The organism is Caulobacter sp. GW821-FHT11E10 (assembly GCF_058808375.1).
In genome coordinates this window covers 138,036-161,799 of sequence record NZ_JBXARP010000006.1, presented here as the reverse complement: position 1 = coordinate 161,799, position 23,764 = coordinate 138,036, and the positions used below count along the sequence as shown (strand labels likewise).

Sequence of the window (23,764 nt, the reverse complement as noted above, 5' to 3'; positions counted from 1 at the left end):
GCCCGATGCCGACGCTCGTCCTGCTCCGCCACGGCCAAAGCCAGTGGAACCTGGAAAATCGCTTCACGGGCTGGGTCGACGTCGACCTGACCGCCGAGGGCGAGGCCCAGGCCAAGAAGGGCGGCGAACTGATCAAGGACGCCGGCATCCAGATCGACCATGCCTTCACCTCGGTCCAGACCCGCGCCATCCGCACGGGCAACCTCGCCCTGGACGCGGCCCAGCAGAGCTTCGTGCCGGTGACCAAGGACTGGCGCCTGAACGAGCGTCACTACGGCGGCCTGACCGGCCTGAACAAGGCCGAGACGGCTGAGAAGCACGGCGAGGCTCAGGTCACGATCTGGCGCCGCTCGTACGACGTGCCGCCGCCGGAACTGGCGCAGGGCGGCGAGTACGACTTCAGCAAGGATCGCCGCTACAAGGGCGCGACCCTGCCGTCGACCGAGAGCCTGGCCACGACGCTGGTCCGCGTGCTGCCTTATTGGGAGAGCGACATCGCGCCGCATCTGAAGGCGGGCGAAACGCTGCTGATCGCCGCCCACGGCAATTCGCTGCGCGCCATCGTCAAGCACCTGTTCAACGTGCCGGACGACAAGATCGTCGGCGTTGAGATTCCGACGGGCAATCCACTGGTGATCGAGCTGGACGATCAGCTGAAGCCGACCGGCGTTCGCTATCTGGACCAAAGCCGCGCCGAAGCTCTACCCGCGGTGGGTTAAGCTTCACCGGAAACTGTTGGAAAGACGACGTTAATTTTGATCTGCGCATGGTGATCTCAACCTTTGGGATTCCATGCCAGCATGAGCGTCGCCGCGCCGACCACTCAGGACTACAAGCGTCTGACGCAGTATGACGTTGACGTCATCTGCGCCAAGCACGACCGCCTGTGGTCAGCCCGCATGGGCGGCGCGCGCGCCGTGTTCGCCTTCTGCGACCTCTCGGGCCTGTCGTTGACGGGCCGCAATCTCTGCGACGCCGATTTCACCGGCGCGATGATGGTCGGCTGCGACCTGCGCAAGACCAAGCTGGACAACGCCAACTGCTACGGCGCCGACATGCAGGGCGCGGACCTCACCGACGCCTCGCTGCGCCGCGCCGACCTGCGCGGTTCCAGCCTGCGGGGCGCGAACCTGACCGGCGCCGACATGTTCGAGGCCGACTTGCGCGAAGGCACGATCGCCGCCGCCGACCGCAAGGAAGGCTATCGCGTCATCGAGCTGACCCAGCGCGAGGCCTACGCCTCCGGCGCGAACCTCAGCGGCGCGAACCTGGAACGCTCGCGCCTGTCGGGTATCGTCGCCCACAAGGCCGATTTCAGCGACGCGATCCTCAAGGACGCCAAGCTGGTCCGGGCCAATCTCAAGCAGGCCAATTTCAACGGCGCCAATCTCGCCGGGGCCGACCTGTCGGGTGCGAACCTGACCGGCGCGGACCTGCGCAACACGGTCCTGGTCGGCGCCAAGACCATGTCGTGGAACATCAACGACACCAATCTGGACGGCGCCCTGACCGACAAACCGTCGGGCACCAGCGTTTCCGACATGCCGTACGAGCAGATGATCGCCGACCACGCCAAGTGGATCGACACGGGCGGCGCCGAGGGCAAGCCGTCGGTGTTCGACAAGGCCGACCTGCGCAATCTGCGTTCGGTGCGCGGCTTCAACCTCACGGCCCTGTCGGCCAAGGGCGCGGTGTTCTACGGCCTCGATATGGAAGGCGTGCAGATGCAGGGCGCCCAGCTGGAGGGCGCGGACCTGCGAGCCTGCAACCTGCGCCGGGCCGACCTGCGCGGCGCGCGGCTGAAGGGCGCCAAGCTGACCGGTTCGGATCTGCGCGACGCCCAGCTGGGTCCGCTGCTGATCGCCGCCGACCGCGTGCTGCCGGCCGACCTGACCGGCGCCATCCTGGCCAATGCCGATCTCGCCCGAGCGGACCTGCGACAGGCCCGCCTGTCGGGTGCGGACATCTCGCGCGCCAACTTCACGGGCGCGCAGCTGAAGGATGTCGAGCTGACCGGCGCGATCCGTCTGGGAGCCCGGGGGCTCGACGACGTGATCTGAGAAAATTCGCGACAATCGGACGCAGGCTTAACGGTTCGCTCGTCCATCGTCGCTTACAGTCCGCGTAACTGAGGAAATAGAACCTAGCGGGAGCAAAGCGTTATGAACGCCGCGCAAAGCGTGGCCGGGCGTCGTCGCCTGAGCCAAGCCGAGCTCGACATGATCGTAACGGCGCACGAGAAATTCGTTACCGGCAAGCAGGGCGGCAAACGCGCTTCCCTACGCTTCATGCAGCTGTCGGGCCTTGATCTGTCGTTCCGAAACTTGACCGACGCGGACCTGTCCGCCTCGATCCTCGAAGAGTGCCGCATGGTCCGCACCAAGCTGGACCGAGCGAGCCTGTTCGGCTGCGACCTGCGAAAGGTCGACATGCGCCAGGCCTCCTTGGTGCGCGCCGACCTGCGCGGCGCCTGCCTGCGCGGCGCCAACCTCGCCCAGGCCGACCTGACCCAGGCCGACTTCCGCGAAGGCCAGATCGCCATCCCGCATCCCCGCAAGGGCCTGGACACCCTCCGCCACGAAACGCGTCAGGGCGAGGCCGACGAGGTCAACTTTTCGGGCGCCACCCTGGACGGCTCGCGGTTCGAAGGTGTCTCGGCGTTCAAGGCCGATTTCAGCGACTGCTCGCTGCGCGGCGCCAAGCTGTCGGGCGCGAACCTCAAGGAAGCCAATCTGGTCGGGGCCATCCTGGATGGGGCCGACGTAAAGGGCGCCAATCTCGAAGGCGCCAACTTCGCCGGCGCGGTCATGACCGGCGTCGACACCTCGACCGCCCGCGTCAGCGGCGCCCACATGACCGGCGCCCTGCACGGTTCGACCCGCGAAGCGCTCGCCAAGGCCGAGGAACTCTACAACCGCTGCGTCGACAACCAGCGCTGGTGCCAGACCGGCGGCAAGGAAGGCCAAGCGGCGCGTCTCGACGGCGAGGACCTGCGGCCGCTGGGCGGCAAGCTCAAGGGCCTGCGGATGACCGCCATGAGCGCCAAGGGCGCGTGCATGGTGGGCCTGGATCTGTCCGGCGCCCAGCTGCAGGGCGCGAACCTGCAGAACGCCGACCTGCGCATGGCCAATCTGCGTGGCGCGGACCTGCGCGGCGCCAAGCTGTCCGGGGCCAACCTGACCAAGGCCGATCTGCGCCAAGCCTATCTCGCGCCGTTGCCGCTGGGCCCCGGCCGTTCGACCCCCACCAGCCTGGCCTCGGCGCGCATGCGCTATGTGATGGGCCAGGTCTGCGATCTCACCGAAGCCGTCCTGGACGGGGCCGACCTGCGCGGCGCCGACTTCACCGGCGCCCAGACGGCCAAGGCCAGTTTCCGAGGCGTCGACCTGAACCAGGTCCAGGGTCTGGATTTCTCCGCGCCCTAGTCGGCGTTCCCTACATCTTTGTGGCTTCTCATCATCCCGCGCTTGCCGCGGGATGATGCGTTTTGGCTCCCCACCTGAATTGGCGCGCGCGAAAAAGGCGGCGCCTTTCGACGCCGCCCAAGTCAGAGAGGGGAGTGTGGGAAGACGGGACCGGGGTTAGGCGGCCTTTTCGCCCTCGATCAGGGGCGAGGCGATCGTCTTGATCTCCACCGTGCGGGGCTTGAGGGCTTCCGGCAGTTCACGCTTCAGCGCGATCGACAGCAGGCCGTTCGACAGATCGGCGTCGACCACCACCAGGTAGTCGGTCAGCTGGAACTTGCGCTCGAAGTTACGCTCGGCGAGCCCACGGTGCAGGTACTGCTTGGCGTCGTCATTGGCCGCCTTGCGGCCGGTGACGGTCAGCAGGTTTTCCTTCACCTCGACGTTCAGTTCTTCCGGCTTGAAACCGGCCACCGCGATCTCGATGCGGTACTCGTTCTCGCCGATGCTTTCGATGTTGTAGGGGGGATAGCCCGAGGCCGCTTCGTTGCGGGCCGCCGCGTCCAGCTGGGCGGCGAGGCGGTCGAAACCGACGAGCGAGCGGTACAGGGGCGAAAGGTCGATCGTACGCATGGAATTCAGATCCTTCTTATCAAGCAAGGTCTTGTGGGTTGCGTCCCGTGGCGACCCGAAATCGGCGTCGCCCTTGGTCCGGAAGGCCCGGATAACCAGCGCCTTCGTGAAGGTAATTGGTGAGCGGATTTGGACGTTCAAGGGGCGCCAATTCATCGAACGTGAATCGTTTGACGCACCGTTCGCCCCGGTTAAGGTCGCGGCCTCTGTAACGCCGAAGGACACGTCCCCATGCCGCTTCGCCGCCCCCTTCTGCTTCGTCGAAATGTTCTTCTGCTCGCCGCGGCCATGACCCTGTCGGCGCCCGCCGCCTTCGCCGCCGTCGACCCGGCGCTGAAGGCCGCCGTCGCCTCGCCGACCCGTCCCGCCGGCGACGTCGCCCGCGACGGGGCGCGCCACCCCTATGAGAGCCTGTCGTTCTGGGGGCTGAAGCCCAAGCAGACGGTGATCGAGATCTCGCCCGGCGGCGGCTACTGGACCGAGATCCTGGCGCCCTACGCCAAGGCCACCGGCGGGACCTATGTCGCCGGCGTCACCGACCTGTCGAACCCGAGGATTTCCGAAGGGGCCAGGAAGGGGCGCGCCGACTTCGAGGCCCGCTTCTCCGACCCCGCCAAGTACGGCAAGCCACAGTTCGTCAACTTCAGCGGCCAGTCGGGCCCGCTGGGCGCGCCGGGCTCGGCCGACCTGGTCCTGACCGCCCGCAACGTCCACAACTGGACCAGCAACCCGGTCACGGCCGACAAGGTGTTCGCCGACTTCTTCGCCGTGCTGAAGCCGGGCGGCGTGCTGGCGATCGAGGATCACCGCGCCGATCCGCGCTCTGAGAAGGCCGCCGACGGCTATCTCAACACCGCCACCGTGGTCGCCCTGGCCGAGAAGGCCGGCTTCAAGCTGGACGCCAAGTCCGAGATCAACGCCAATCCCAAGGACACCAAGGATCATCCGTTCGGCGTCTGGACCCTGCCGCCCACCAAGCGGTCGGCGCCCGCCGGTCAGCCCGCCGATCCGAACTTCGATCGCAGCAAGTACGACGCGATCGGCGAGAGCGACCGCATGACCCTGCGCTTCCGGAAGCCCGCCTAGGTTTGGCCCGCCTGACTTTGGCCAAGGTCGGTGAGCACGCTGGCGCGTGTGGTGGGGAAATGATGGTTCCAGCAGGGCAGTGGTCACGGCGGGGAGTTCTGGCGAGCGTCGGCGCGCTGGGGCTCGCCGCGTGCGGCAAGAAGAACGATCCGGCCAAGACCGAGGCCAAGGCGGCTCAGAAGACCGGACCCGATACGATCGAGGCGGCGGTGGCCGGCGACTGGCGTCGCCCCGCCGACCGCGCCCGCGACGTCTGGCGCCATCCGGTCGAGAGCCTGAGGTTCTGGGAGCTGAAACCCGGCCAGACGGTGGTCGAGTTCTGGCCCGGCGCCGGCTGGTACACCGACATCCTGGCGCCGTTCCTGGCCGACACTCACGGCAAGCTCTACGAGGCCATGCTGGAGGCGTCCGATCCATCCGATCCGGCGGCCGCCGAGATCGTCGGGGCCTACCGCCGCAAGCTGGCCGACAAGAAGAAGATCTATGGCGAGGTGGCCTTCACCGCCTTCGGCCCCACCAGCGGCCCCGTGGCCCCGGCGGGGGCGGTCGACCTGGTGCTCTTCCTGCGCAACCTGCACAACTGGATGGCCGGCGGCATCGCCGAGAAGGCCTTCAAGGACGCGCTGGCGGCCCTCAAGCCCGGGGGGATCCTCGGCGTCGAGGAGCATCGCGGCGAGCCCGGCCGCGTCCAGGACCTGCTGGCGACGGACGGCTATGTCCAGCAGGACTATGTGATCCAGATGGCCAAGGAGGCCGGCTTCGTGCTGGCCGGGACCAGCGAGGTCAACGCCAATCCCAAGGACACCAAGGACCATCCGTTCGGCGTCTGGACCTTGCCCCCCACGCGCCTGTCGGCGCCGCGCGGCGAGCCGGCCGAGCCGGGCTTCGACCACGCCAAGTACGACGCGATCGGAGAGAGCGACCGCATGACCTTGAAGTTCGTGAAGCCGAAATGAGGCGTGTTCTGATCCTGGCCGCCGCCTTGGCGGTCGCCACCCCGGCCCTGGCCGAGCAGAGCGCGCCCGCTGACAAGGTCTTTCCGTTCCTGGGGCGTTTCCTGGCGGTGCCGGCGGGCGAGCGGGGCCGGATGAAGCTGTCCTACGCGGTCCGCCACGACGGCAAGATGATCCCGAATCTCAAGGCGACCCTGGTCGAGAAGAACGGGACGCGCACGCCGCTGCCGGTCACCGCCGAGGGCCATTTCGAGCGCTTGCCGACCGCCGCGCAGCTGGACGGCGACCCGACCGTCGTCCTCGACGTGCCGGCCGACTGGAAGATGGGCGCCCTGATGGACCTCGCCCCGGCGCTGAAGCCGGCTCAGGCGTATGACGTCCGCGACCTGACGGCGACCGTCAACGAAACCAACGGCGTGATCGGCAAGGCCGCGGGCATCGCCAGCCTGATGGCCCCGAAGATGTCCGGCATCACCTTCCTCAAGGCTGAGGGCGGTGTCGTCGTCTTCGCCGACGGCCACACCGCGGCGCTTCCCGAGGCCAAGGAGATGCCGTACTTCCGACCGGAAGATTACAAGGGCGCCGTGCAGGTAAAGTTGACAAAAACCCCGACTAAGGTCGCCTTCTATGTGGGGAAGAAATAGGCCCTGGGTCGTCTGAACGGTGTTTACTTACCCGTTCTGCCCGGTCTAGCTTTTCACCAACACATATACGCGCAGAGGGAGATCGCGCTCATGGCTACGCTTCAGGAAATCACCGATCGCATCAAGGGCGCCGTGGGCGACGACAGCGGTCTGGGCAAGAGCCTCAAGTTCGACCTGAAGGACGCCGGCGTCATCCACATCGATGGCGGCACGGTGACCAACGAAGACAGCCCCGCCGACCTGACCATGACGCTCAGCCTGGACGACCTGCTGGCCATCGGCGCCGGCTCGCTGGACCCGACCATGGCGGTGATGACCGGCAAGCTGAAGCTGTCGGACATGGGCACGGCCATGGCCCTGCAGCCCAAGATGGGCGCCCTGTTCGCCAAGATGCGCTAAGCCGCGATGACGGAGCCGGCGCGTCTGGTCTCGATTCCAGAGGCCTCGGTTCCCGATAGCGGTAAGGCCGAATGGTTTAGCGGCGCGGATGGGGCGACCCTCCGCGCCGCGACGTTTTTTCCGGACAGCCTCGCCTATCCGGGCGGGGCGCGGGGCTCGGTGGTGCTGAGCCCCGGCCGCAGCGAGCCGATCGAGAAGTATTTCGAGGTCGTCGAGGACCTGCTGGGACGCGGCTTCGCCGTCCTGATCCACGATTGGCGAGGGCAGGGACTGTCGGCTCGAGGCCTGCCCGACCGGCTCAAGGGCCACGCCCAGGGCTTCAAGACCTTCCTGGCCGATTACAGGGCGCTGCTCGACACGTTCGAGACGCGGGTGCCCAAGCCGTGGATCGCCCTGTCCCACTCCATGGGCGGCTGCCTGACCATGCTGGCCCTGGCCCACGGCGAGACGCGGTTCTCCGCCGCGGTGCTGTCCGCGCCAATGCTGGGCCTCAACAGCGGCGGCGTCCCGCCCTGGTTCGCCAGGCCTCTGGCCTGGACGATGTCCCGGGTCGGCTTGACCGGCGAATACGTCCAGGGCGGCCAGTACGACCCGCTGGCCCAGACCTTCGCCGGCGACGCCCTGACCCACGACGAGAAGCGCTACGACCGCTACCAGGCCCAGCTTCGCGCCGAGCCCCAGCTGGCCCTGGGCGGCATGACCTGGGGTTGGGCGGACTTCGCCATCTCGGCCTGCGCCTGGCTGCGCCGGAGCAAGGGCGTGGAGGCGATCTCCATTCCGGTGACCATCGCCGCCGCCGAGCTCGACAACCGGGTGCTCAATCCTGACCAGAAATCGATCGCCGGCCGTATCCCCAAGGGCCGCTACATCGAGGTGCCGGGCGCCTTCCACGAGATCCTGATCGAGACCGATCCGCGCCGGGCGATCTTCTGGCAGGCCTTTGACGAGACCGTCGACCCGGTCGCGCCGCGCGATCCGATTATTTCGCCGAACGCCTCAGACTGACCAGGGCCTCGTCCAGAGGGCGACGGTCGCCGGAGATGACCATCTGGCCGCCGTCCTGGCCGACGGGCTCGCCGCGCCAGTTGGTGACCATGCCGCCGGCGCCCTCGATCAGGGGAATGGCGGCCTCGATGTCCCAGGATTTCAGGCCGGCCTCGATCACCATGTCCATCTTGCCCATGGCGACCATGGCGTAGGCATAGGCGTCGCAGCCCAGGCGGGCCAGCTTGGCGGCGGCGCGCACCTGCAGCCAGGCGCCGCGCTCGGCCCCGTCGAAACAGGCGTCGGGATCGGTGGTGGCGATGACGGCGTCGGTCAGGTCGGCGCATTCGCGGACCTTGATCGGCGTGCTCTGGCCGCGGGCCAGCAGGCGCGAGCCGCCGGCATGGCCGACGAACAGTTCGCCGATATAGGGCTGGCCGATGGAGCCCAGAACGGGACGCCCCTGATGGCGCAGGCCGATCAGGGTGGTCCACAGGGGCAGGCCGGAGATGAAGGCGCGGGTGCCGTCGATCGGGTCGAGGACCCAGACGAACTCGGCGTCCGGGCGGTCCTCGCCATATTCCTCGCCGATGACGCCGTGCTCGGGATACCGCTCGCTGATCAGCTGGCGGATCGCCGCCTCCGCGCCGCGGTCGGCCTCGGTCACCGGGTCGAACGCCGCGTGGGTGTCACGCGGCAGGTTCTTGCCGGCCCCCTTGTCTTCGAGGCCATGGTCGGCGCGGAACAGCGGCAGGATCGCGCCCGCCGAAGCCCGGTTCAGGTCAATGATGAAGGCGTCGAGCGCCGCGAGCTGGTCAGCGGAGAGCGTCATGCGGCGGGTTTAGCGTTCCCGCCTCCGACGCGCTACCGCGGATGATCAAGCGTCAGCGTGCTCGGCGCCGCCGTTCAGCGACTTGGCAAGGTCCAGCAGGCGACGACGCGGACGCTCGCCCAGCAGGTAGTAGGCGCGGATCAGGTCCAGCGTCTCCTTGCGAGCGAACATCTCGCCGCCTTCGGCCGCTTCGCCGGCGCTCTCGCGGCGAGCGTCCGACAGGCCGTCGTAGAAGTAGCCGACCGGCACTTCCAGGGCCTCGGAGAGCTGCCACAGCCGCGCGGCCGAGATGCGATTGGCGCCGCACTCGTACTTTTGGATCTGCTGAAAGCGCACGCCGACCGAACCCGCCAGTTGTTGCTGGGTCAGGCCCAGCAGACGACGGCGGCGGCGCAGGCGCTTGCCCAGGTGGGTATCGATGTCGTTGCCCATGGAAGCCATGCCCCCTACTTGTTACCGGACCCGTCCCGAAACGGAACGGCCTGGGTCCACAGCCGCAAGTCGCGTGCCGCGCGAGGCGGCGTTGCGCCTGGCGGACGAGCGCGCCTAGAAGAGGGTCATGTCGGAAAAGCGTAGACCCTGGGTCCAGGACCTGTTGTGGCGGTTGGAAGCCGTGGGCTTTGACCTGTTCATTGGGACCGTGCGCCTGATGGGCGTGGATCGCGCCTCGGACTTCGGCGGCTGGCTTGGCCGCACGTTCGGGCCGATGAGCGGGGCCCACAAGGTCGCCACGCGCAATCTGAAGCTGGCCTTCCCGGAAAAGGACGCCGCCTGGCGCGAGACGATGCTGCGCGAGCAGTGGGACGGCCTGGGCCGTTCGTTCGCCGAATTCCCGCTGATGGACAAGATCCTGCCGTCCACCGGCCGGGTCGAGGTCGTGAACAAGGAACGCCTGGCCGAGATCGCCGAGAAGAAGCTCCCCGTGGTGTTCGTTTCGGGACATCTGTCGAACTGGGAGGTCATGCCGGCGGCCATCGTCGACAGCGGCGTGATCTGCGAGATGACCTATCGTGCGGCCAACAACCCCTATGTCGACAAGCGCATCAAGGACAGCCGCTTCCGCTACGGCGTGCGCCTGTTCGCGCCCAAGGGCGGAGATGGGGCCCGCGAACTGCTGGACGGCATGAAGGAGGGCAGGTCGGTCGCCCTGATGAACGATCAGAAGTTCAACAACGGCGTGGCCGCCCCGTTCTTCGGCCATGACTCGCGCACAGCGCCGGGACCGACGCGCCTGGCGCTGCGTTTCGGCACGGTGCTGCAGCCGATGTCGGTGCAACGCCTGAAGGGCGCGCGCTTCCGAGCGGTGGTGCACGATCCGATCGTGCCGCCCAAGACCGGCGACCGCACGGCCGACATCGAGGCCGGCGTGCGGATGATCAACGCCTTCATGGAAGACCGCATCCGCGAGCGGCCGGCCGAATGGTTCTGGGTCCACCGCCGGTGGCCGAACGAGGTCTATGCGGAACTGGCCGAACGCGAGCGCGCGGCGGCGGCCGAAGGCTAGATTTCGAGCGCCCCGGCATCCTTCTCGCCGGAACGCCGGAAAGGGCCGGTATAGTGCGGATCGACGCGGCGGCGGCGGCACGGGCCGAAATAGTCAGCCGAGCGGATGAACGGCCGCTGGTGGAAGATCACCGTATTGATCCGGTCCAGCAGCGAGCGCGCCGTGACGGGCTTCACGACCACCTCGGTCACGCCCGCATCGCGCGCCTCGAACACGCGGTGACGCTCGGCGAAGCCGGTCAGCATGATGATCGGCAGGAACGGGTCGACGCTGTCGGGCGAATTGCGAACCAGCTGAGTGAACTGCACCCCGTCCAGCGGCGACATCTTGAAGTCGACGATGGCGATGTCGGTCTGCCAGTCCCGCAGAATCTGCAGGCCCTCGGCCCCGTCCATGGCCTCGCGGATATGCTTGACGCCTACGCCCTTCAGGATCGCCGAGACGATCGACCGAATGTGCTGGTTATCGTCAACCAACAAAAAGCGCAGCTTTTCGAGCGCCACCGACATGGGGGAGCAGCCTCCTCAAGGTTCTCGCGGGAAGACCGGACTTGGGATCGCTCTCCCTGCGATCTCTTGTTCCGATAACGGCGGCATAGCTAACGAATGATTGAAACTCGCGCCAGGGGCGAATTGCGGGAATCTGAGAGTCAAAAGGGGCCGGCTCCGACCAGAAGGGACGGATCCAGATTGCGTCCACGCCACTTCATGCGCCAGCAGAGATGTGGACCGGTCGCGCGACCTTCCTTGCCGGACTCGGCGATCGCCTGCCCTTGGCGGATATAAGTCCCCGCCGAGACGAGAGTTTTTGAGAGGTGCAGATAGGCCGTGATCAGGCCCTGGCCGTGATCGACCAGGACGAGGCCGCCTTCGAAATGCAGTCCGGTCTCGGCGAAGCACACCAGCCCCGAGGCGGGCGCGCGCACCGCCGTGCCGACCGGGACCGCCAGATCCACCCCATAATGGGGACGCTTGGGCTCCCCATTTAAAATCCGTTGCCCGCCGAAGCGCGCCGAGCGTCGCGCGCCCACAACCGGAAGTATGAAGCCGTCCCGGAAGCCCTCGATATCGGCCTGACTCGCGAAGCCGGCCTGTTTGCGGGCGTTCTCGGCGGCCAGCCGCTCCAGAAGGGCCGGGTCGGTCGGGGTCACCTGCTCGGGCGGCAGGCCGTCGATTCGCTGGATGTCGAAGTCGCCGGCGGCGATCGTGGCCTCGTGCGTGGCCGAACCGTCGGCCGTCGTGACCGTCAGCTTGCTGGGCGGTGGGGCGTCGCGATCGAAACCGGCCACGAACCAGCCATCGGCCGAGGCGGCGGTCAGCACCTGGCCATCGACATCGACGATCGCGCGGGGCGCGGTGCGGCCGATGGCGTAGCCACCCTGCACGAACTTGCCGGACAGGGTCAGGCCAGGCGCGGCGGCGCGCGCGGCGTCAGGAATGGCGGCGGCGGGCAGGCCGATGGACAGGGGCAGCGCGGCGAGGACCGCGCGGCGGCTCAGGCCGCCTGCCAACGCTGCAGCGCCTCGCTGGGACCGGCATAGGCTTCCTGGCGCCCGGGGCTCCAGTAACGCAGGGCGTCCAGCGGGATCTGTTTGCTGGTCACGGCGCACAGCACGAAGCGGCCCGGGCTGAGCACGGCGTACTCGCCATCGCCATAGTGCAGGACGGCCAGGCCGTCGGACTTGCCGAGATCACGATCGAAAGCGTTCATGGCTCTTACTCTACGCCACTCGGGCGTCTCAGAACAGATCGCCCTGTTCGGTCGGCGGCGGAATGGACTTGGGGCGCGGCGGTGGCGCCGGGCGGACCGGTGCGGCGGTGGGCGGCGCACCCTCATTGCCGATCACGGCCTCGCGCTCGCCGTCGGCGAACTGCAGGGCCACGTGGTCGCCCAACGCCAGGGCGGCGGACGAACGGACGATGGTCCCGTCGGCCTTACGCACCAGGGCGAAGCCCAGCTCCAGTGGTCGGCGCGGATCCAGCGAGCGGCGCAGTTTTTCCAGGCCGGTCAGCTGGTCCTCGGCCTTGGCCAGGCGGCGCTCGGCGGCGGTCCGCAGGCGATCCCACAGGGCGGGCAGGCGGGCGTGGGCGGCGGCGCGATCCGGCGCGCGTGTCCCACAGGCGTCCAGGCGTCGGGACAGGTCGGCAAGGCGCTCGGCCTTGATCGCCCGCTGGCGGGTCAGAACCTCCGGCGTCAGGCGCGCGGTGGTCTTCAGCAGGTCCTGGGCATGGACGTTGGTGTTGCGATGCAGGGCCGCGTCCAGGCGGCCGGAGGCGATGTCGAACCGCTGCTGGGCCAGGGCCAGGATGTCGTCGGGGCGGGGCAGGCCGCGCGCGGCGCCCATCAGGCGGGTGCGGCGCTCCTCGACCGTCCGCGAACCGCAGCGGTTCAGGCGGCGGTCGAAGTCCGAGATCAGGGCGCGCAACTCGGCCAGCACCGGCGTGGCCATCTCGGCGGCGGCGGTCGGGGTGGGGGCGCGACGGTCGGAGACGAAGTCGATCAGGGTGGTGTCGGTCTCGTGCCCGACGGCCGAGATCAGCGGAATGGTCCCCTCGACCACGGCGCGGGCCAGGCTCTCGTCGTTGAAGGCCCAGAGGTCCTCCACCGAGCCGCCGCCGCGGGCCACGATCAGGATATCGGGGCGGGGGACGAGGCCGCCCGGCTGGATGGCGTTGAAGCCTCGGATCGCCGCGCTGACCTGGGCGGCGGCGGCGTCGCCTTGCACGACGCAGGGCCAGACCAGCACCTGGCAGGGCCAGCGGTCGCGGATACGGTGCAGGATATCGCGGATCACCGCCCCGGTCGGGCTGGTGATCACCCCGACCACGGCCGGCATCGAGGGCAGGGGGCGCTTGCGCTCGGGCGTGAACAGGCCCTCGGCGGCGAGCTTGGCCTTCAGCCGCTCCAACTGGGCCAGCAAGGCGCCGACGCCGGCGGCCTCCATGCTGTCGATGACGATCTGATAGCGCGAGCCGGCCGGATAGGTGGTGATCTTGCCGGTGACGATGACCTCGAGCCCGTGCTCCGGCCGGACGCCCAGGCCCCGGACATTGCCCTTCCAGACGACGCCGTCGATCGCCGACTTGTCGTCCTTGATGGTCAGATAGACGTGGCCGTTCGAGTGGTGGGTGACCTTCGAGAGTTCGCCGCGCAGCCGCACGAAGCCGTAGCGGTCCTCCAGCGTCCGCTTGAGGGCGAAGGCCAACTCGGAGACCGAATAGGGCGGCGCATTGGAATCGTTCGGCGCGAGGTCCGTCATGAGCCTTATCTAGGCCAGCAGGCGGTGATGCGCCAAGGCGGGTCCTGAAACGGAAAATCCCGGGCAGTCGTGAGACTGCCCGGGATCCGCCGCCTGAGAGACTTGTTGTTCTTCTTAGATGTAGCGGCGAAGCGAGCGGGCGAGCTCGGTGGCGCCGCCCTTCTTCTTGGTCTGCTGCGGCTGGTAGGCCACCCGGGCGTGCTCGACGCAGTAGGGGCCTTCCGACGAGCGGCGGCCGCAGAAGGTGAAGCCGTCCGCCGACGGGTCGCCGATCGGCCACTTGCACATGTGCGCGCCCAGGGTCAGCACGGTGGCCGAGCCCGGCTCTTCATGCCGGAAGGCCGGCAGCGGCGCCGGGGCGGAGGCCACCGGAACCGACGAGGGCGCTTCGACCGGCGTCACGCGACGCGGAGCCGAGGGCATGGCCTGGGCGGCCGGACGCGCGGGGCGCGGAGCCTTGAAGGCCGGACGCGCCGGTTGCGAAGGGGCCGCGCGGCCCGACAGGCCAAGGCGGTGAACCTTGCCGATGACGGCGTTGCGCGTGACGCCGCCCAGTTGCTTGGCGATCTGGCTGGCCGACAGGCCGTCCAGCCAGAGTTTCTTCAAGGTCGAGACCCGTTCGTCGGTCCAGCTCATAACCCGTCTCCGCCATCCGATGGAGCGAGGGGCGTCCCCACGCCCCACACCCCATATGTGGTGATCAAACCGCCCCGCCGGCGGTCGTCCTACTAGATATCGTAAAGAATGTGTTAAAACCTACAATGGGCGCCATCGACTCTGTCCACAGAAACAAGATGTTGATTCACGCAAGCCCAAGCTTGCGGAAGGGCGCCGTAGGGCGCACATCCCCGTGGATTCAAGGGATTGAGCGATGAGAGACATGGCCGAGAGCGTCATTCCGCCGCAGCCGCGCGACTATCACGGCTGGAACTGGTCCGGGTTCCTCACCCTCTATCAGCGCGAGATCCGCCGGTTCTGGAAAGTCGGCACCCAGACGGTCGCCGCCCCGGTGGTCACGACCCTGCTCTACATGCTGGTTTTCGTGGTCGCGGTGGGCGACAGCCGGCCGGCCGTGGGCGGGGTGAGCTTCGGCCATTTCGTGGCCCCCGGCCTGATCATGATGGCGATCCTGAACAACGCCTTCGCCAATTCCTCGTCGTCGCTGATCCAGGCCAAGATGATGGGCCTGACGCCCGACTTCCTGACCCCGCCGCTGTCGGCGCTGGAGCAGGTTCTGGGCTTCGCCCTGGGCGCGGCGACGCGCGGCGTGGTGGTGGGGGCTGTGACCGCCCTGGTCATCAGCGTGCTGCCGGGCGCGGGCCTCTCGTTCGTCCACCCCTGGGCGATCGTCTATTTCGCCGTGACGGCCTCGCTGATCCTGGGCCTGGCCGGGGTGCTGGCCGGTCTCTGGGCGGAGAAGTTCGACCAGCTGGCGGCCGTGACCAACTTCCTGATCATGCCCATGACCTTCCTGTCGGGCACCTTCTACCTGGTCGACAAGCTGCCCGAGCCGTTCCGTTCGGCCAGCCATTTCAATCCGTTCTTCTATCTGATCGACGGCTTCCGCTACGGCTTCATCGGCCATGCGGATGGTTCGATCCTGATCGGCGTGGTCGCCACCGGCGTTTTGACCGTGGCGCTGTTCCTCTGGTGCTGGCGCCTGTTCGTCACGGGCTACCGGCTGAAGAGCTGACACCGGTGGCCTATGGGAGACCTGTGGCTCGGGCGACAAAATCGCCGGATTTCATAAGTCTTTCATGGCCGTTTGATTGACACGACGGGGTTCCACGGCGACAACCTGCGGCCTTCCGGTCCCCGTGCGAACAGCGCGGGGGCTTCTTTCCTTTTTGGGAGGTCGTCTTGAGCACTCAGACGTCGTCGTCGAATTCCTCGCAACACCACATTATGGGCGTCTACAACCGCGCTCCGCTGGCGTTCGAGCGAGGCCGAGGCGCGCGCCTGACGTCGACGACCGGTGAAGACTACCTGGACTGCGTGGCCGGCATCGCCACCTGCGGCCTGGGCCACGCCCACCCCGTCCTGGTCGACGCGCTGAAGACCCAGGGCGAGAAGCTCTGGCACGTCTCCAACATCTACACGATCCCCGAGCAGGAAGTGCTGGCCGACAAGCTGTGCGCCCACACCTTCGCCGACGTGGTGTTCTTCACCAACTCGGGCACCGAGGCGATCGAGTGCGCCCTGAAGGCCGCGCGCCGCTACCACGTGGTCAACGGCCAGGCCGAGCGGATCGACGTGATCGGCTTCGAGGGCTCGTTCCACGGCCGTTCGTACGCGGCGGTCAACGCCTCGGGCAACGCCGGCTATCTGGACGGCTTTGGCCCGCGCCTGCCGGGCTTCGTCCAGCTGCCGTTCGGCGACCTGGAAGCGCTCAAGGCCGCCTTGGGCCCGACCACGGCCGCCGTGATCATCGAGCCGGTGCAGGGCGAGGGCGGCGCGCGCGCCCTGACCGAGGCCCAGCTGCTCGAGCTGCGCGACATGACCCGCGAGGCCGGCGTCCTGTTGATCTACGATGAAGTGCAGAGCGGCATGGGCCGGACCGGCAAGCTGTTCGCCCACGAATGGGCGCCGGGCAGCGAGCCGGACATCATGTGCGTGGCCAAGGCCCTCGGCGGCGGCTTCCCCGTCGGCGCCTGCCTGGCCAGCCATGAAGGCGCGAGGGGCATGACTCCCGGCACCCACGGCTCGACCTACGGCGGCAACCCGCTGGCCATGGCGGTCGGCGCGGCGGCCTTCGACGCGATCAACGCGCCCGAGCTGCTGGATAACGTCAAGACCGTGTCGGGCTACTTCACCCAGCAGCTGAACGGCCTGAAGGACCGCTTCCCGGACGTCATCGTCGACATCCGCGGCAAGGGTCTGCTGATCGGCATCAAGGTCGTGCCGAACAACCGCGAATTCATGGTGATGGCGCGCGACCACAAGCTGCTGATCGCGGGCGGCGGCGACAACTGCGTGCGCCTGCTGCCGCCGCTGAACCTGACCATCGAGGAAGCCAGCGAGGCGATCTCCAAGCTCGAGAAGGCTTGCGAGACCGCGCGCGCCAAGGCCGCCGCGTAACCCTACCTGACCTTTGAAACCCCGCTCCGGTGCGCCGGAGCGGGCGTGAGGGATTTGGCCCATGACCGCCCCCCGCCACTTCATCGACCTGTGGAAGCTGGATGGCCCGACGCTTCGGCTGATGCTCGAGGACGCCAAGGCCCGCAAGACCGCCCGCAAGGGCTGGCCGCAGGGCAAGGTCGACGCCGACGCGCCGGCCCGGGACCGCGTGCTGGCGATGATCTTCCAGAAGAACTCGACGCGCACGCGCTTCTCGTTCGACGCGGCGATCCGCCAGCTGGGCGGGGACGCGATCATCTCGACCTCGTCCGACATGCAGCTGGGCCGCGGCGAAACCATCGAGGACACGGCCAAGGTGCTGTCGCGCATGGTCGATGCGGTGATGATCCGCGCCAACAGCCACGCCGATGTCGAGCGCTTCGCCCAGGTCTCGACCGTGCCGGTGATCAACGGCCTGACCGACAAGAGCCACCCGTGCCAGATCATGGCCGACTTGCTGACCATCGAGGAGCGTTTCGGCGACGTCGGTGGCCGGACGATCGCCTGGGTCGGCGACGGCAACAATGTCTGCTCCAGCTTCATCCACGCCGCGCCGCTGCTGGGCTTCGAGCTGAAGATCGCCTGCCCGGCGGTCTACCACGCCGACCTGCACGACCTGGCCCGCGCCGAGAGCCTGCAGGGCCGGGTCAGCATGACCACCGACGCCAAGGAGGCCGTGCGCGGCGCCGACGTCGTCGTGGCCGATACCTGGGTCTCGATGGGCGACACCGATCACGACGAGCGCCTGGCCGCGCTGGAGCCCTATCAGGTCGACGATCGCCTGATGGATCTGGCCAAGCCCGACGGCGTCTTCCTGCACTGCCTGCCGGCCCATCGGGGCGAGGAGGTCACCGACGCCGTGCTGGACGGTCCGCGCTCGCTGGTCTGGGACGAGGCCGAGAACCGCATCCACGCCCAGAAATCCGTGCTGGCCTGGGCGTTCGGGGCGATCGGCTAGGGCGAAAAGGGCGTTGCACTCGCAATTCTCTCTCCACCGTCCTATCTAACCGCGCCATGACCGACATCGCCCCCAATCCCGGCGTCCTCGACGACGTCGTTTCCGCATTCCAGATCGAAGGCCTGCCCGTGCGCGGCCGGATCGTCCGTCTCGGCGCAGCCGTCGACGAGGTGCTGACGCGCCACGACTATCCCGAGCCGGTCGCCAACCTGCTGGGCGAGGCCTGCGCCCTGGCCGCCCTGGTCGGCTCCTCCCTGAAGTTCGAAGGCCGGCTGATCATCCAGGCCCAGGGCGACGGCCCGGTCCGCTACGTCGTGGTCGACTACGACACCTCGGGCGGCCTGCGCGGCTATTGCCGGTTCGACGCCGAGGAGGTCGCGGCCATCTCGGAAGGCTTCACGCGTCCGGGCGCCAAGACCCTGCTGGGCGGCGGCGTCTTCATCATGACCCTCGACCAGGGCGCCGACATGGACCGCTACCAGGGTGTCACGCCGATCGAGGGCGAGACCCTGGCCCTGTGCGCCGAACAGTATTTCGCCCAGTCGGAACAGACCCCGACCCGCGTGCGCCTGGCCGTCGGCCAGGTCGATACGGGCGAGGGCCCCAAGTGGCGCGCCGGCGGCATCCTGATCCAGGTCATCGCGGGCGACGAAGCCCGGGGCGACACCCAGGACGCCTGGACCCACGTCCAGGCCCTGTTCGAGACCACGGGCGAGGACGAGCTGATCGATCCGACCCTGACGACCGCGACCCTGCTGTGGCGGCTGTTCAACGAGGACGGCGTGCGCCTGGTGGAGGAAAAGCCGATGCGCGCCTTCTGCCGGTGCTCGGACGAGCGGATAGCCGTGGTGATGGACTCGTTCTCGGCCGAGGAAGTCGCCGACATGGTCGAGCCCGACGGCAAGATCCACGTGACCTGCGAGTACTGCTCGCGTGTCTACAAGCTGGATGCGCCGACCGCGGCTTGATCGCCGATGATTTGAAAAGAAAAAGGCCGGCGCCCCGAGGCGCCGGCCTTTTTGTTCTCGGTGTCGCTGAGGGTCAGAACCCGCAGCCGACCTTCGTCCAGCCGGCCTGGAAGGCATCGCGATTGGCCGGGGTCTCGAGCGTGGCGATGGACGGACGGGCGATGAAGCGCTGCTTTTCCGTTTCGCCCGCCGAACCGGCGGTCTCAACGAAGCCGCAGACGACCATGGCCTGCTGATAGCGCCCGGTGCGCAGGCCGCGCAGCTCGGTGGTCTCCGGCTGGGCCAACTGCGCGGTGACCGCTTTTTCTATGCGCGGCATCATCGCTTCGACGCGCTTCTGCTGGTTGTGGTTTTGCCAGATCACCAGGCCGCGGCCGATTTCGACCGGCGGCGCTTCAGGCGATCCGGCCTGGGCCGCGTTGAAGAACGGGTGCGAGGGCTGTTGAGCCAGGGTCTGCGGCGCCAAGGCGGCGGCCAGCAGCAGTGCGCAAACGGAAGTCCGAACCAGCATGGCGATACTCCGAAGAACGATGTCTTCGAAGCTCAACCTTCGCGCGCGCGTTGTCAATCTCCGCGCGTTCGTCCGTCAGTTCAGCTTCAGCGCCGCGCCGGGCAGGTGCAGTGAGAATTCGGGAATCTCGACGTCGAACAGTTCGCCCTCTTCGGTGACCATCGAATAGCTGCCCTTCATCGCGCCCGAAGGGGTGGGGAGGGGGCAGTTGGACACGTAGCGGAAGGCCTCGCGCGGCTTCAGTTCCGGCTGCTCGCCGACCACGCCGCTGCCTTCGACGTCGTTCACGCGGTTGAAGGCGTCGATGATCGTCCAGCGGCGCGAGATCAGGGTGACGGTCTCGCCGCCATGGTTCTCGATCTCGACCGTGTAGGACCACAGATAGAGACCCTGTTCGGGCGAGGATTCCTCGGCCGCATAGACCGGGAAGACCCTCACGACGATGTCGCGCGTGCGCGCTTCATAGGTCGCGGCGTCCTGGCCGCGACGGCGGCGCATGCGCTGCATGGACGGTGAGGTTTCACGCCTGATCGAGCGCACGGTTCACATCTCGCGTTAGGTCGGCCAGGGCTTCTAGGCCCACGGAAAGGCGAACGCCGCCCTCGGTCACGCCCAGCAACGGGCGCTCCTCTTCCGGCACCGAACGGTGGGTGGTGGTCGGCGGGTGGGTCGCCATCGACTTGGCGTCGCCCAGGTTGTTGGAGATGTCGACGATCTCCAGGGCGTTCAGGAACTTGAAGGCCGCGTCGCGCGTGCCGAGGTCCAGGGCGATCACGGTGCCGCCGCCGGTCATCTGCTTCTTGGCGATGTTGTGGCCCGGATGGTCGTGGCGGAAGGGGTAGAGCACCTTCTGCACCTTCTTGTGCTCGGCCATGACATTGGCCAGGGCGAAGGCGGTGTCGGTCTGGCGGCGCACGCGCAGGTCTAGCGTCTCCAGGCCCTTCAGCATGACCCAGGCGTTGAACGGCGACAGCGACGGGCCGGTGTGGCGCAGGCTGTCGCGGTAGAATTCCTCGTTGATCGCCTCGCTGGTCAGGATGGCCCCGCCCAGCACGCGGCCCTGACCGTCGATGTGCTTGGTGGCCGAATAGACGACGACGTCAGCGCCCAGTTCCAGCGGCTTCTGGAAGATCGGGGTGGCGAAGACGTTGTCGACGATGACCTTGGCGCCGACCGCGTGGGCCATCTCGGCCACGGCGGCGATGTCGGTGATCTCCAGGACCGGGTTCGAGGGCGTCTCGATCAGCACGGCCTTGGTGTTGGGTCGGATCGCCGCCTCCCAGGCCTTGGGATCGGTGGCGTCGACGAAGGTGGTCTCGACGCCGAAGCGCGGCAGCCATTCGGCGACGATCCAGCGGCACGAGCCGAACAGGGCGCGGCCGGCCACGACGTGGTCGCCGGCGCGGACCAGGCCCATCAAGGCCGAGTGGATCGAGGCCATGCCCGTCGCCTGGGCGCGGCACACCTCGGCGCCTTCCAGCAGGGCCAGGCGGTCTTCGAACATCTTCACGGTTGGATTGTTGAACCGCGAATAGACGAAGCCGGGGTCCTCACCCGAGAACCGGCGGTCGGCGCCCTCGGCGCTGTCGTAGGTGAAGCCTTGCGTGAGATAGAGGGCCTCGGCGGTCTCCATGAACTGCGAGCGCGCGATCCCACCACGGATCAATTTCGTCGCGACGTCCCAGTCTTTCGGATCCTCGGCCACGGCCTGCCTCCAACGCGTAAAAACGCGGGCATAAAGGGTTGGGCGGGGGGCACGGTCAAGCGTGAAGGGCTTTTTCTCAAGCCAAGAATTGTCACGCGCGAAAAGCCAATTGTCACAGGCGAGTTCGACACGGGGAGCCTTAACCAAGAAGTCGGTTCCCCCATTGGAAGGAAACGACCGACCGGGCAGGCGCAGCCTTGCGTTTGCGCCTTTGTTTGGCGAGTGTCGCGCCGATGACCGACGCCCACGCCGCAGGGATTCTGCCCTGCCAGAACATCGAAGAGCTGATCTCCCAGGAGGCGATCAGCTCTCAGACGCCGTTCGATGTCGACCAGGTGCAGCCCGCCAGCCTCGACCTGCGCCTGGGCGCGCGCGCCTGGCGGATCCGCGCCTCGTTCCTGCCCGGCCTGCACCGCAAGGTGCCTGACCGTCTGAAGGACGTGGCCATGCACGAGCTGGACCTGTCGAAGGGCGCGGTGCTGGAGAAGGGCTGCGTCTATATCGCCGAGATCCAGGAGCGCCTGGCCCTGCCGATGACCGTGTCGGCGCGCGGCAACCCGAAGAGCTCGACCGGCCGGGTGGACGTCTTCGTCCGTCTGCTGACCGATCACAGCCGCGCCTTCGACGACGTCGACGCCGGCTATACGGGCCCGCTCTATATCGAGATCGCGCCGCAGACCTTCTCGGTGCTGGTGCGCGCGGGCACCCGCCTGAACCAGCTGCGCCTCAAGCGCGGCGAGCCGGCCAAGCTGGCGACGCGCAGCGTCGGGGTCGACCTGACGCCGGGGACGACGGGCATCGTTGGCTTCCGCGGCCGTCGCCACGCCGGCGTCGTCGACCTGGACCACGAGGACGGCCACGACCCGCGCGACTATTGGGAGCCGCTGGAGGCCCGCCGGGGCGAGCTGCTGCTGGATCCGGGCGAGTTCTATATCCTGGCCTCCAAGGACGACATCGAGATCCCGGTGCTGGAAGCGGCCGAGATGACCCCGATCGATCCGTCGGTCGGCGAGTTCCGCGTCCACTATGCCGGCTTCTTCGACCCGGGCTTCGGCACGGAAGAGGCCTCTGCGGTCGGCTCGAAGGGCGTGCTGGAAGTGCGCAGCCACGAGACGCCGTTCCTGTTGGAGGACGGCCAGACCGTCGCGCGGCTGGTCTATGAGCCGCTGACCTCGCGTCCGGCCCGTCTCTACGGCGAGGGTGGGTCGCACTACCAGCGCCAGGGCCTGAAATTGTCCAAGCACTTCAAGGCTTGGAGCTGACCGGGCGCACGCTGAGTCGTTATGTCGCGGCGGCCGTTCACTAACGGCTGACCAGACTCGCGCTTATCTCGGGGCCTCGTTCTAGTCGGGCCTTGAAGAGATGTTTAGTGGCGTATTGAGGCGTCTGTCGCGTGGGGCGATCGCGGCGGGTCTCGTTTGGATGGCGGGAGCCGGCGCGGCCAGCGCGGCCCCGGCCATGTGGGAAGTCCGCGACAAGGACTCCGTCGTCTATCTGTTTGGCTCGATGCATGTGCTGCGCCCGGACGTCCGCTGGCGCACGACGGCCTTCGATCGCGCCTACGCCGCCGCCGACCGTGTGTGGTTCGAGGCGCGTGTCGATGTCGGGCCGGATCAGATCCAGGCCCTGGTCGACCGCTACGGCGTCGATCCCGACCGCTCCCTGACGGAAAAGCTTTCGCCGACGGCCCTGGCCACCTTGCGTCCGGTGCTGGACCGCGGCGGCGTGCCTCTGGAGCGCGTCGAGCGCCTGCGGCCCTGGGCGGCGGCCATGATGCTGTCGGTCGCCCCGATGACCCGCGAGGGCGGCAGCGTCGCCAGCGGCGTCGACTCGGCCACCACCCGGCGCGCGCGTGTCGCCGAAAAACCGATCGAGACCTTCGAGACCCTGGAGCAGCAGCTGCGGATCTTCGCGGCCCTGCCCGAGGCGGCCGAGCTGACCTATCTCGACGACGTCGCCCGCGAACAGCTGTCCCCGCCGCGGGACGGCGTGGCTCTGGAACGCGCCTGGCTGAAGGGTGACATGGACCGGCTGGGGACGCGTCTCGTGGCGCCCATGAAGGCGCGGCGGCCCGACCTGTATGACGCCTTGCTGGCCCGCCGGAACTTCTCCTGGGCCGACCGGCTGGACGCCGCGATGCGGCAGGGCCAGGGGACCGATCTGGTCGTTGTCGGGGCGCTTCACATGGCCGGCGACGAGGGGTTGCCGGCGCTGATGAAGGCGCGCGGCTATGCCGTGCGGAGAGTTCAATGAGGTGTCGCGGGCCGTGTCGCGCGGCAACGCGCCGCACCACATCTAGTGGACAAACGGTGCTGTTACACAAATTCTAGCCCTTGTCCTCGTGAGGCGCGACTCAGTCCGCCCGACGCCGAGGACGGCGGAAAGTCCACGGAGGCCCCATTGGCCCGTACTGCTCAAGATCCGTTCCTGATCCTCCAAGGCCGCATCGAGGCCTGGGAGCGGTGCGCCCGGATCCCGGGCTGCGACAAGGCCGTCTGGCGCCAGGATGGGGCGGGGCGGGTGATCCGCTGGTCCGACTTCGCCGACCGGTTTTCCCGCTATGGCTGGGAGGTCGTCAGCCGGCCGCGTCCCGGCGTCCTGGGGCGCGCGCTCGCGGTCAAGCGACTCGAGGCCATTCACTGGCGCGGCCTGGCCGAGGACGCGCTGTCGGCCGATCCGTTCCTGGGCCGCCGCGCCGCCTAGAACGTCAAGTTTCTCCGTCGTTTAGTCGCCTCTCCATGACAAAATGACAACCACGCTTGACATGTTGTGGCGTGTGGTGACAAATGTCCTTGTCATTTAGACGG

Annotated in this window: 27 protein-coding genes; 16 read left to right on the top strand and 11 right to left on the bottom strand. The window is 67.9% G+C overall.

Features of this window, described 5'->3' with window-relative positions:
* Nucleotides 1–5 precede the first annotated feature (5 nt).
* The 3 genes from gpmA (at nt 6) to AC1RRV_RS13960 (ending at nt 3,425) form a co-directional block, all read left to right on the top strand.
* Nucleotides 6–719: a 2,3-diphosphoglycerate-dependent phosphoglycerate mutase gene (gpmA, locus tag AC1RRV_RS13970; protein ID WP_492860257.1), complete on the top strand. Its 714-nt coding sequence runs from the start codon at nt 6–8 to the stop codon at nt 717–719.
* An 81-nt stretch (nt 720–800) separates the two neighbouring features.
* Nucleotides 801–2,060, top strand: a complete 1,260-nt coding sequence (locus AC1RRV_RS13965) for a pentapeptide repeat-containing protein (RefSeq protein ID WP_492860256.1) — start codon at nt 801–803, stop codon at nt 2,058–2,060.
* Nucleotides 2,061–2,162: 102 nt separating this feature from the next.
* Nucleotides 2,163–3,425, top strand: a complete 1,263-nt coding sequence (locus tag AC1RRV_RS13960) for a pentapeptide repeat-containing protein (protein WP_492860255.1) — start codon at nt 2,163–2,165, stop codon at nt 3,423–3,425.
* A 156-nt stretch (nt 3,426–3,581) separates the two neighbouring features.
* Here the strand turns inward: AC1RRV_RS13960 and AC1RRV_RS13955 are convergent, their stop codons facing one another.
* Nucleotides 3,582–4,037, bottom strand: coding sequence for an Hsp20 family protein (locus AC1RRV_RS13955; RefSeq protein WP_492860254.1), 456 nt, complete (start codon nt 4,035–4,037; stop codon nt 3,582–3,584).
* Between the two features lie 231 nt (nt 4,038–4,268).
* Between AC1RRV_RS13955 and AC1RRV_RS13950 the strand changes: the two genes are divergently transcribed.
* From AC1RRV_RS13950 to AC1RRV_RS13930, 5 genes are all read left to right on the top strand, one after another.
* A complete protein-coding gene (locus AC1RRV_RS13950) occupies nt 4,269–5,123 on the top strand; it encodes a class I SAM-dependent methyltransferase (protein ID WP_492860253.1) in 855 nt (284 codons plus the stop codon).
* Nucleotides 5,124–5,182: 59 nt separating this feature from the next.
* Entirely contained in the window at nt 5,183–6,079 is an 897-nt protein-coding gene (locus AC1RRV_RS13945) for a class I SAM-dependent methyltransferase (RefSeq protein ID WP_492860252.1), read from the top strand.
* A complete protein-coding gene (locus AC1RRV_RS13940) occupies nt 6,076–6,720 on the top strand; it encodes a hypothetical protein (protein ID WP_492860251.1) in 645 nt (214 codons plus the stop codon). The genes AC1RRV_RS13945 and AC1RRV_RS13940 overlap by 4 nt, the downstream gene beginning before the upstream one ends.
* Before the next feature lie 90 nt (nt 6,721–6,810).
* Entirely contained in the window at nt 6,811–7,119 is a 309-nt protein-coding gene (locus AC1RRV_RS13935; protein ID WP_492860250.1) for an SCP2 sterol-binding domain-containing protein, read from the top strand.
* Between the two features lie 6 nt (nt 7,120–7,125).
* Nucleotides 7,126–8,124, top strand: coding sequence for an alpha/beta fold hydrolase (locus tag AC1RRV_RS13930; RefSeq protein WP_492860249.1), 999 nt, complete (start codon nt 7,126–7,128; stop codon nt 8,122–8,124).
* Here AC1RRV_RS13930 and hisN read toward each other — a convergent pair.
* Together hisN and AC1RRV_RS13920 are read right to left on the bottom strand one after the other, a co-directional pair.
* Complete coding sequence (hisN, locus tag AC1RRV_RS13925) at nt 8,099–8,935, bottom strand: histidinol-phosphatase (protein ID WP_492860248.1); 837 nt, start codon at nt 8,933–8,935, stop codon at nt 8,099–8,101. The two genes, AC1RRV_RS13930 and hisN, sit on opposite strands and share 26 nt — an antisense overlap.
* 45 nt (nt 8,936–8,980) lie before the next feature.
* Nucleotides 8,981–9,376, bottom strand: a complete 396-nt coding sequence (locus tag AC1RRV_RS13920) for a helix-turn-helix domain-containing protein (RefSeq protein ID WP_492860247.1) — start codon at nt 9,374–9,376, stop codon at nt 8,981–8,983.
* A gap of 118 nt (nt 9,377–9,494) precedes the next feature.
* Here AC1RRV_RS13920 and AC1RRV_RS13915 point away from each other — a divergent pair, with 118 nt between their 5' ends.
* Nucleotides 9,495–10,439 (top strand): lysophospholipid acyltransferase family protein, encoded by a 945-nt coding sequence (locus AC1RRV_RS13915; RefSeq protein ID WP_492860246.1) that lies wholly within the window; start codon nt 9,495–9,497, stop codon nt 10,437–10,439.
* On the opposite strand, the gene AC1RRV_RS13910 is transcribed toward AC1RRV_RS13915, so the two are convergent.
* The 5 genes from AC1RRV_RS13910 to gcrA all read right to left on the bottom strand — a co-directional run bounded on the left by AC1RRV_RS13910 (nt 10,436) and on the right by gcrA (nt 14,334).
* Nucleotides 10,436–10,948 (bottom strand): response regulator, encoded by a 513-nt coding sequence (locus AC1RRV_RS13910; RefSeq protein WP_492860245.1) that lies wholly within the window; start codon nt 10,946–10,948, stop codon nt 10,436–10,438. The genes AC1RRV_RS13915 and AC1RRV_RS13910 overlap by 4 nt on opposite strands.
* A gap of 140 nt (nt 10,949–11,088) precedes the next feature.
* Nucleotides 11,089–11,949 carry a M23 family metallopeptidase gene (locus AC1RRV_RS13905; protein ID WP_492860244.1) on the bottom strand — a complete coding sequence of 287 codons (861 nt, stop codon included), beginning with the start codon at nt 11,947–11,949 and terminating at the stop codon, nt 11,089–11,091.
* Nucleotides 11,934–12,149, bottom strand: a complete 216-nt coding sequence (locus AC1RRV_RS13900) for a DUF2093 domain-containing protein (RefSeq protein ID WP_492860243.1) — start codon at nt 12,147–12,149, stop codon at nt 11,934–11,936. Before AC1RRV_RS13900 ends, AC1RRV_RS13905 begins: the two co-directional genes overlap by 16 nt.
* A gap of 28 nt (nt 12,150–12,177) precedes the next feature.
* Nucleotides 12,178–13,698 carry an exodeoxyribonuclease VII large subunit gene (gene xseA / locus AC1RRV_RS13895; protein ID WP_492860242.1) on the bottom strand — a complete coding sequence of 507 codons (1,521 nt, stop codon included), beginning with the start codon at nt 13,696–13,698 and terminating at the stop codon, nt 12,178–12,180.
* A gap of 114 nt (nt 13,699–13,812) precedes the next feature.
* Entirely contained in the window at nt 13,813–14,334 is a 522-nt protein-coding gene (gene gcrA, locus AC1RRV_RS13890; protein WP_492860241.1) for a cell cycle sigma 70 cofactor GcrA, read from the bottom strand.
* Between the two features lie 235 nt (nt 14,335–14,569).
* On the opposite strand from gcrA, the gene AC1RRV_RS13885 reads away from it, so the two are divergent.
* From AC1RRV_RS13885 to AC1RRV_RS13870, 4 genes are all read left to right on the top strand, one after another.
* Nucleotides 14,570–15,391, top strand: coding sequence for an ABC transporter permease (locus AC1RRV_RS13885; RefSeq protein WP_492860240.1), 822 nt, complete (start codon nt 14,570–14,572; stop codon nt 15,389–15,391).
* Between the two features lie 167 nt (nt 15,392–15,558).
* Complete coding sequence (locus AC1RRV_RS13880; RefSeq protein ID WP_492860239.1) at nt 15,559–16,776, top strand: aspartate aminotransferase family protein; 1,218 nt, start codon at nt 15,559–15,561, stop codon at nt 16,774–16,776.
* Nucleotides 16,777–16,837: 61 nt separating this feature from the next.
* Nucleotides 16,838–17,773: an ornithine carbamoyltransferase gene (gene argF, locus AC1RRV_RS13875; protein WP_492860238.1), complete on the top strand. Its 936-nt coding sequence runs from the start codon at nt 16,838–16,840 to the stop codon at nt 17,771–17,773.
* Nucleotides 17,774–17,829: 56 nt separating this feature from the next.
* Entirely contained in the window at nt 17,830–18,741 is a 912-nt protein-coding gene (locus tag AC1RRV_RS13870; RefSeq protein WP_492860237.1) for an Hsp33 family molecular chaperone, read from the top strand.
* 73 nt (nt 18,742–18,814) lie between these two features.
* Here the strand turns inward: AC1RRV_RS13870 and AC1RRV_RS13865 are convergent, their stop codons facing one another.
* From AC1RRV_RS13865 to metZ, 3 genes are read right to left on the bottom strand one after another with little or no spacing between them, the layout of a single operon-like run.
* A complete protein-coding gene (locus AC1RRV_RS13865) occupies nt 18,815–19,288 on the bottom strand; it encodes a hypothetical protein (protein WP_492860236.1) in 474 nt (157 codons plus the stop codon).
* Between the two features lie 39 nt (nt 19,289–19,327).
* Nucleotides 19,328–19,792, bottom strand: coding sequence for a Co2+/Mg2+ efflux protein ApaG (gene apaG / locus AC1RRV_RS13860; protein ID WP_492860235.1), 465 nt, complete (start codon nt 19,790–19,792; stop codon nt 19,328–19,330).
* Nucleotides 19,773–20,957: an O-succinylhomoserine sulfhydrylase gene (metZ, locus tag AC1RRV_RS13855; protein ID WP_492860234.1), complete on the bottom strand. Its 1,185-nt coding sequence runs from the start codon at nt 20,955–20,957 to the stop codon at nt 19,773–19,775. Before metZ ends, apaG begins: the two co-directional genes overlap by 20 nt.
* Nucleotides 20,958–21,190: 233 nt before the next feature.
* Between metZ and AC1RRV_RS13850 the strand changes: the two genes are divergently transcribed.
* The 3 genes from AC1RRV_RS13850 (at nt 21,191) to AC1RRV_RS13840 (ending at nt 23,660) form a co-directional block, all read left to right on the top strand.
* Nucleotides 21,191–22,219 (top strand): 2'-deoxycytidine 5'-triphosphate deaminase, encoded by a 1,029-nt coding sequence (locus AC1RRV_RS13850; protein ID WP_492860233.1) that lies wholly within the window; start codon nt 21,191–21,193, stop codon nt 22,217–22,219.
* A 160-nt stretch (nt 22,220–22,379) separates the two neighbouring features.
* Nucleotides 22,380–23,210 carry a TraB/GumN family protein gene (locus AC1RRV_RS13845; RefSeq protein ID WP_492860232.1) on the top strand — a complete coding sequence of 277 codons (831 nt, stop codon included), beginning with the start codon at nt 22,380–22,382 and terminating at the stop codon, nt 23,208–23,210.
* 147 nt (nt 23,211–23,357) lie between these two features.
* Nucleotides 23,358–23,660, top strand: coding sequence for a hypothetical protein (locus AC1RRV_RS13840; protein WP_492860231.1), 303 nt, complete (start codon nt 23,358–23,360; stop codon nt 23,658–23,660).
* Nucleotides 23,661–23,764: the final 104 nt, after the last annotated feature.

What these genes read in the sequence shown, in the direction of transcription:
- gpmA (WP_492860257.1), top strand. Translation starts at nt 6, where the DNA reads ATGCCGACGCTCGTCCTGCTCCGCCACGGCCAAAGCCAGTGGAACCTG.
- AC1RRV_RS13965 (WP_492860256.1), top strand. Translation starts at nt 801, where the DNA reads ATGAGCGTCGCCGCGCCGACCACTCAGGACTACAAGCGTCTGACGCAG.
- AC1RRV_RS13960 (WP_492860255.1), top strand. Translation starts at nt 2,163, where the DNA reads ATGAACGCCGCGCAAAGCGTGGCCGGGCGTCGTCGCCTGAGCCAAGCC.
- AC1RRV_RS13955 (WP_492860254.1), bottom strand. Translation starts at nt 4,037, where the DNA reads ATGCGTACGATCGACCTTTCGCCCCTGTACCGCTCGCTCGTCGGTTTC.
- AC1RRV_RS13950 (WP_492860253.1), top strand. Translation starts at nt 4,269, where the DNA reads ATGCCGCTTCGCCGCCCCCTTCTGCTTCGTCGAAATGTTCTTCTGCTC.
- AC1RRV_RS13945 (WP_492860252.1), top strand. Translation starts at nt 5,183, where the DNA reads ATGATGGTTCCAGCAGGGCAGTGGTCACGGCGGGGAGTTCTGGCGAGC.
- AC1RRV_RS13940 (WP_492860251.1), top strand. Translation starts at nt 6,076, where the DNA reads ATGAGGCGTGTTCTGATCCTGGCCGCCGCCTTGGCGGTCGCCACCCCG.
- AC1RRV_RS13935 (WP_492860250.1), top strand. Translation starts at nt 6,811, where the DNA reads ATGGCTACGCTTCAGGAAATCACCGATCGCATCAAGGGCGCCGTGGGC.
- AC1RRV_RS13930 (WP_492860249.1), top strand. Translation starts at nt 7,126, where the DNA reads ATGACGGAGCCGGCGCGTCTGGTCTCGATTCCAGAGGCCTCGGTTCCC.
- hisN (WP_492860248.1), bottom strand. Translation starts at nt 8,935, where the DNA reads ATGACGCTCTCCGCTGACCAGCTCGCGGCGCTCGACGCCTTCATCATT.
- AC1RRV_RS13920 (WP_492860247.1), bottom strand. Translation starts at nt 9,376, where the DNA reads ATGGCTTCCATGGGCAACGACATCGATACCCACCTGGGCAAGCGCCTG.
- AC1RRV_RS13915 (WP_492860246.1), top strand. Translation starts at nt 9,495, where the DNA reads ATGTCGGAAAAGCGTAGACCCTGGGTCCAGGACCTGTTGTGGCGGTTG.
- AC1RRV_RS13910 (WP_492860245.1), bottom strand. Translation starts at nt 10,948, where the DNA reads ATGTCGGTGGCGCTCGAAAAGCTGCGCTTTTTGTTGGTTGACGATAAC.
- AC1RRV_RS13900 (WP_492860243.1), bottom strand. Translation starts at nt 12,149, where the DNA reads ATGAACGCTTTCGATCGTGATCTCGGCAAGTCCGACGGCCTGGCCGTC.
- xseA (WP_492860242.1), bottom strand. Translation starts at nt 13,698, where the DNA reads ATGACGGACCTCGCGCCGAACGATTCCAATGCGCCGCCCTATTCGGTC.
- gcrA (WP_492860241.1), bottom strand. Translation starts at nt 14,334, where the DNA reads ATGAGCTGGACCGACGAACGGGTCTCGACCTTGAAGAAACTCTGGCTG.
- AC1RRV_RS13885 (WP_492860240.1), top strand. Translation starts at nt 14,570, where the DNA reads ATGAGAGACATGGCCGAGAGCGTCATTCCGCCGCAGCCGCGCGACTAT.
- argF (WP_492860238.1), top strand. Translation starts at nt 16,838, where the DNA reads ATGACCGCCCCCCGCCACTTCATCGACCTGTGGAAGCTGGATGGCCCG.
- AC1RRV_RS13870 (WP_492860237.1), top strand. Translation starts at nt 17,830, where the DNA reads ATGACCGACATCGCCCCCAATCCCGGCGTCCTCGACGACGTCGTTTCC.
- AC1RRV_RS13850 (WP_492860233.1), top strand. Translation starts at nt 21,191, where the DNA reads ATGACCGACGCCCACGCCGCAGGGATTCTGCCCTGCCAGAACATCGAA.
- AC1RRV_RS13845 (WP_492860232.1), top strand. Translation starts at nt 22,380, where the DNA reads ATGGCGGGAGCCGGCGCGGCCAGCGCGGCCCCGGCCATGTGGGAAGTC.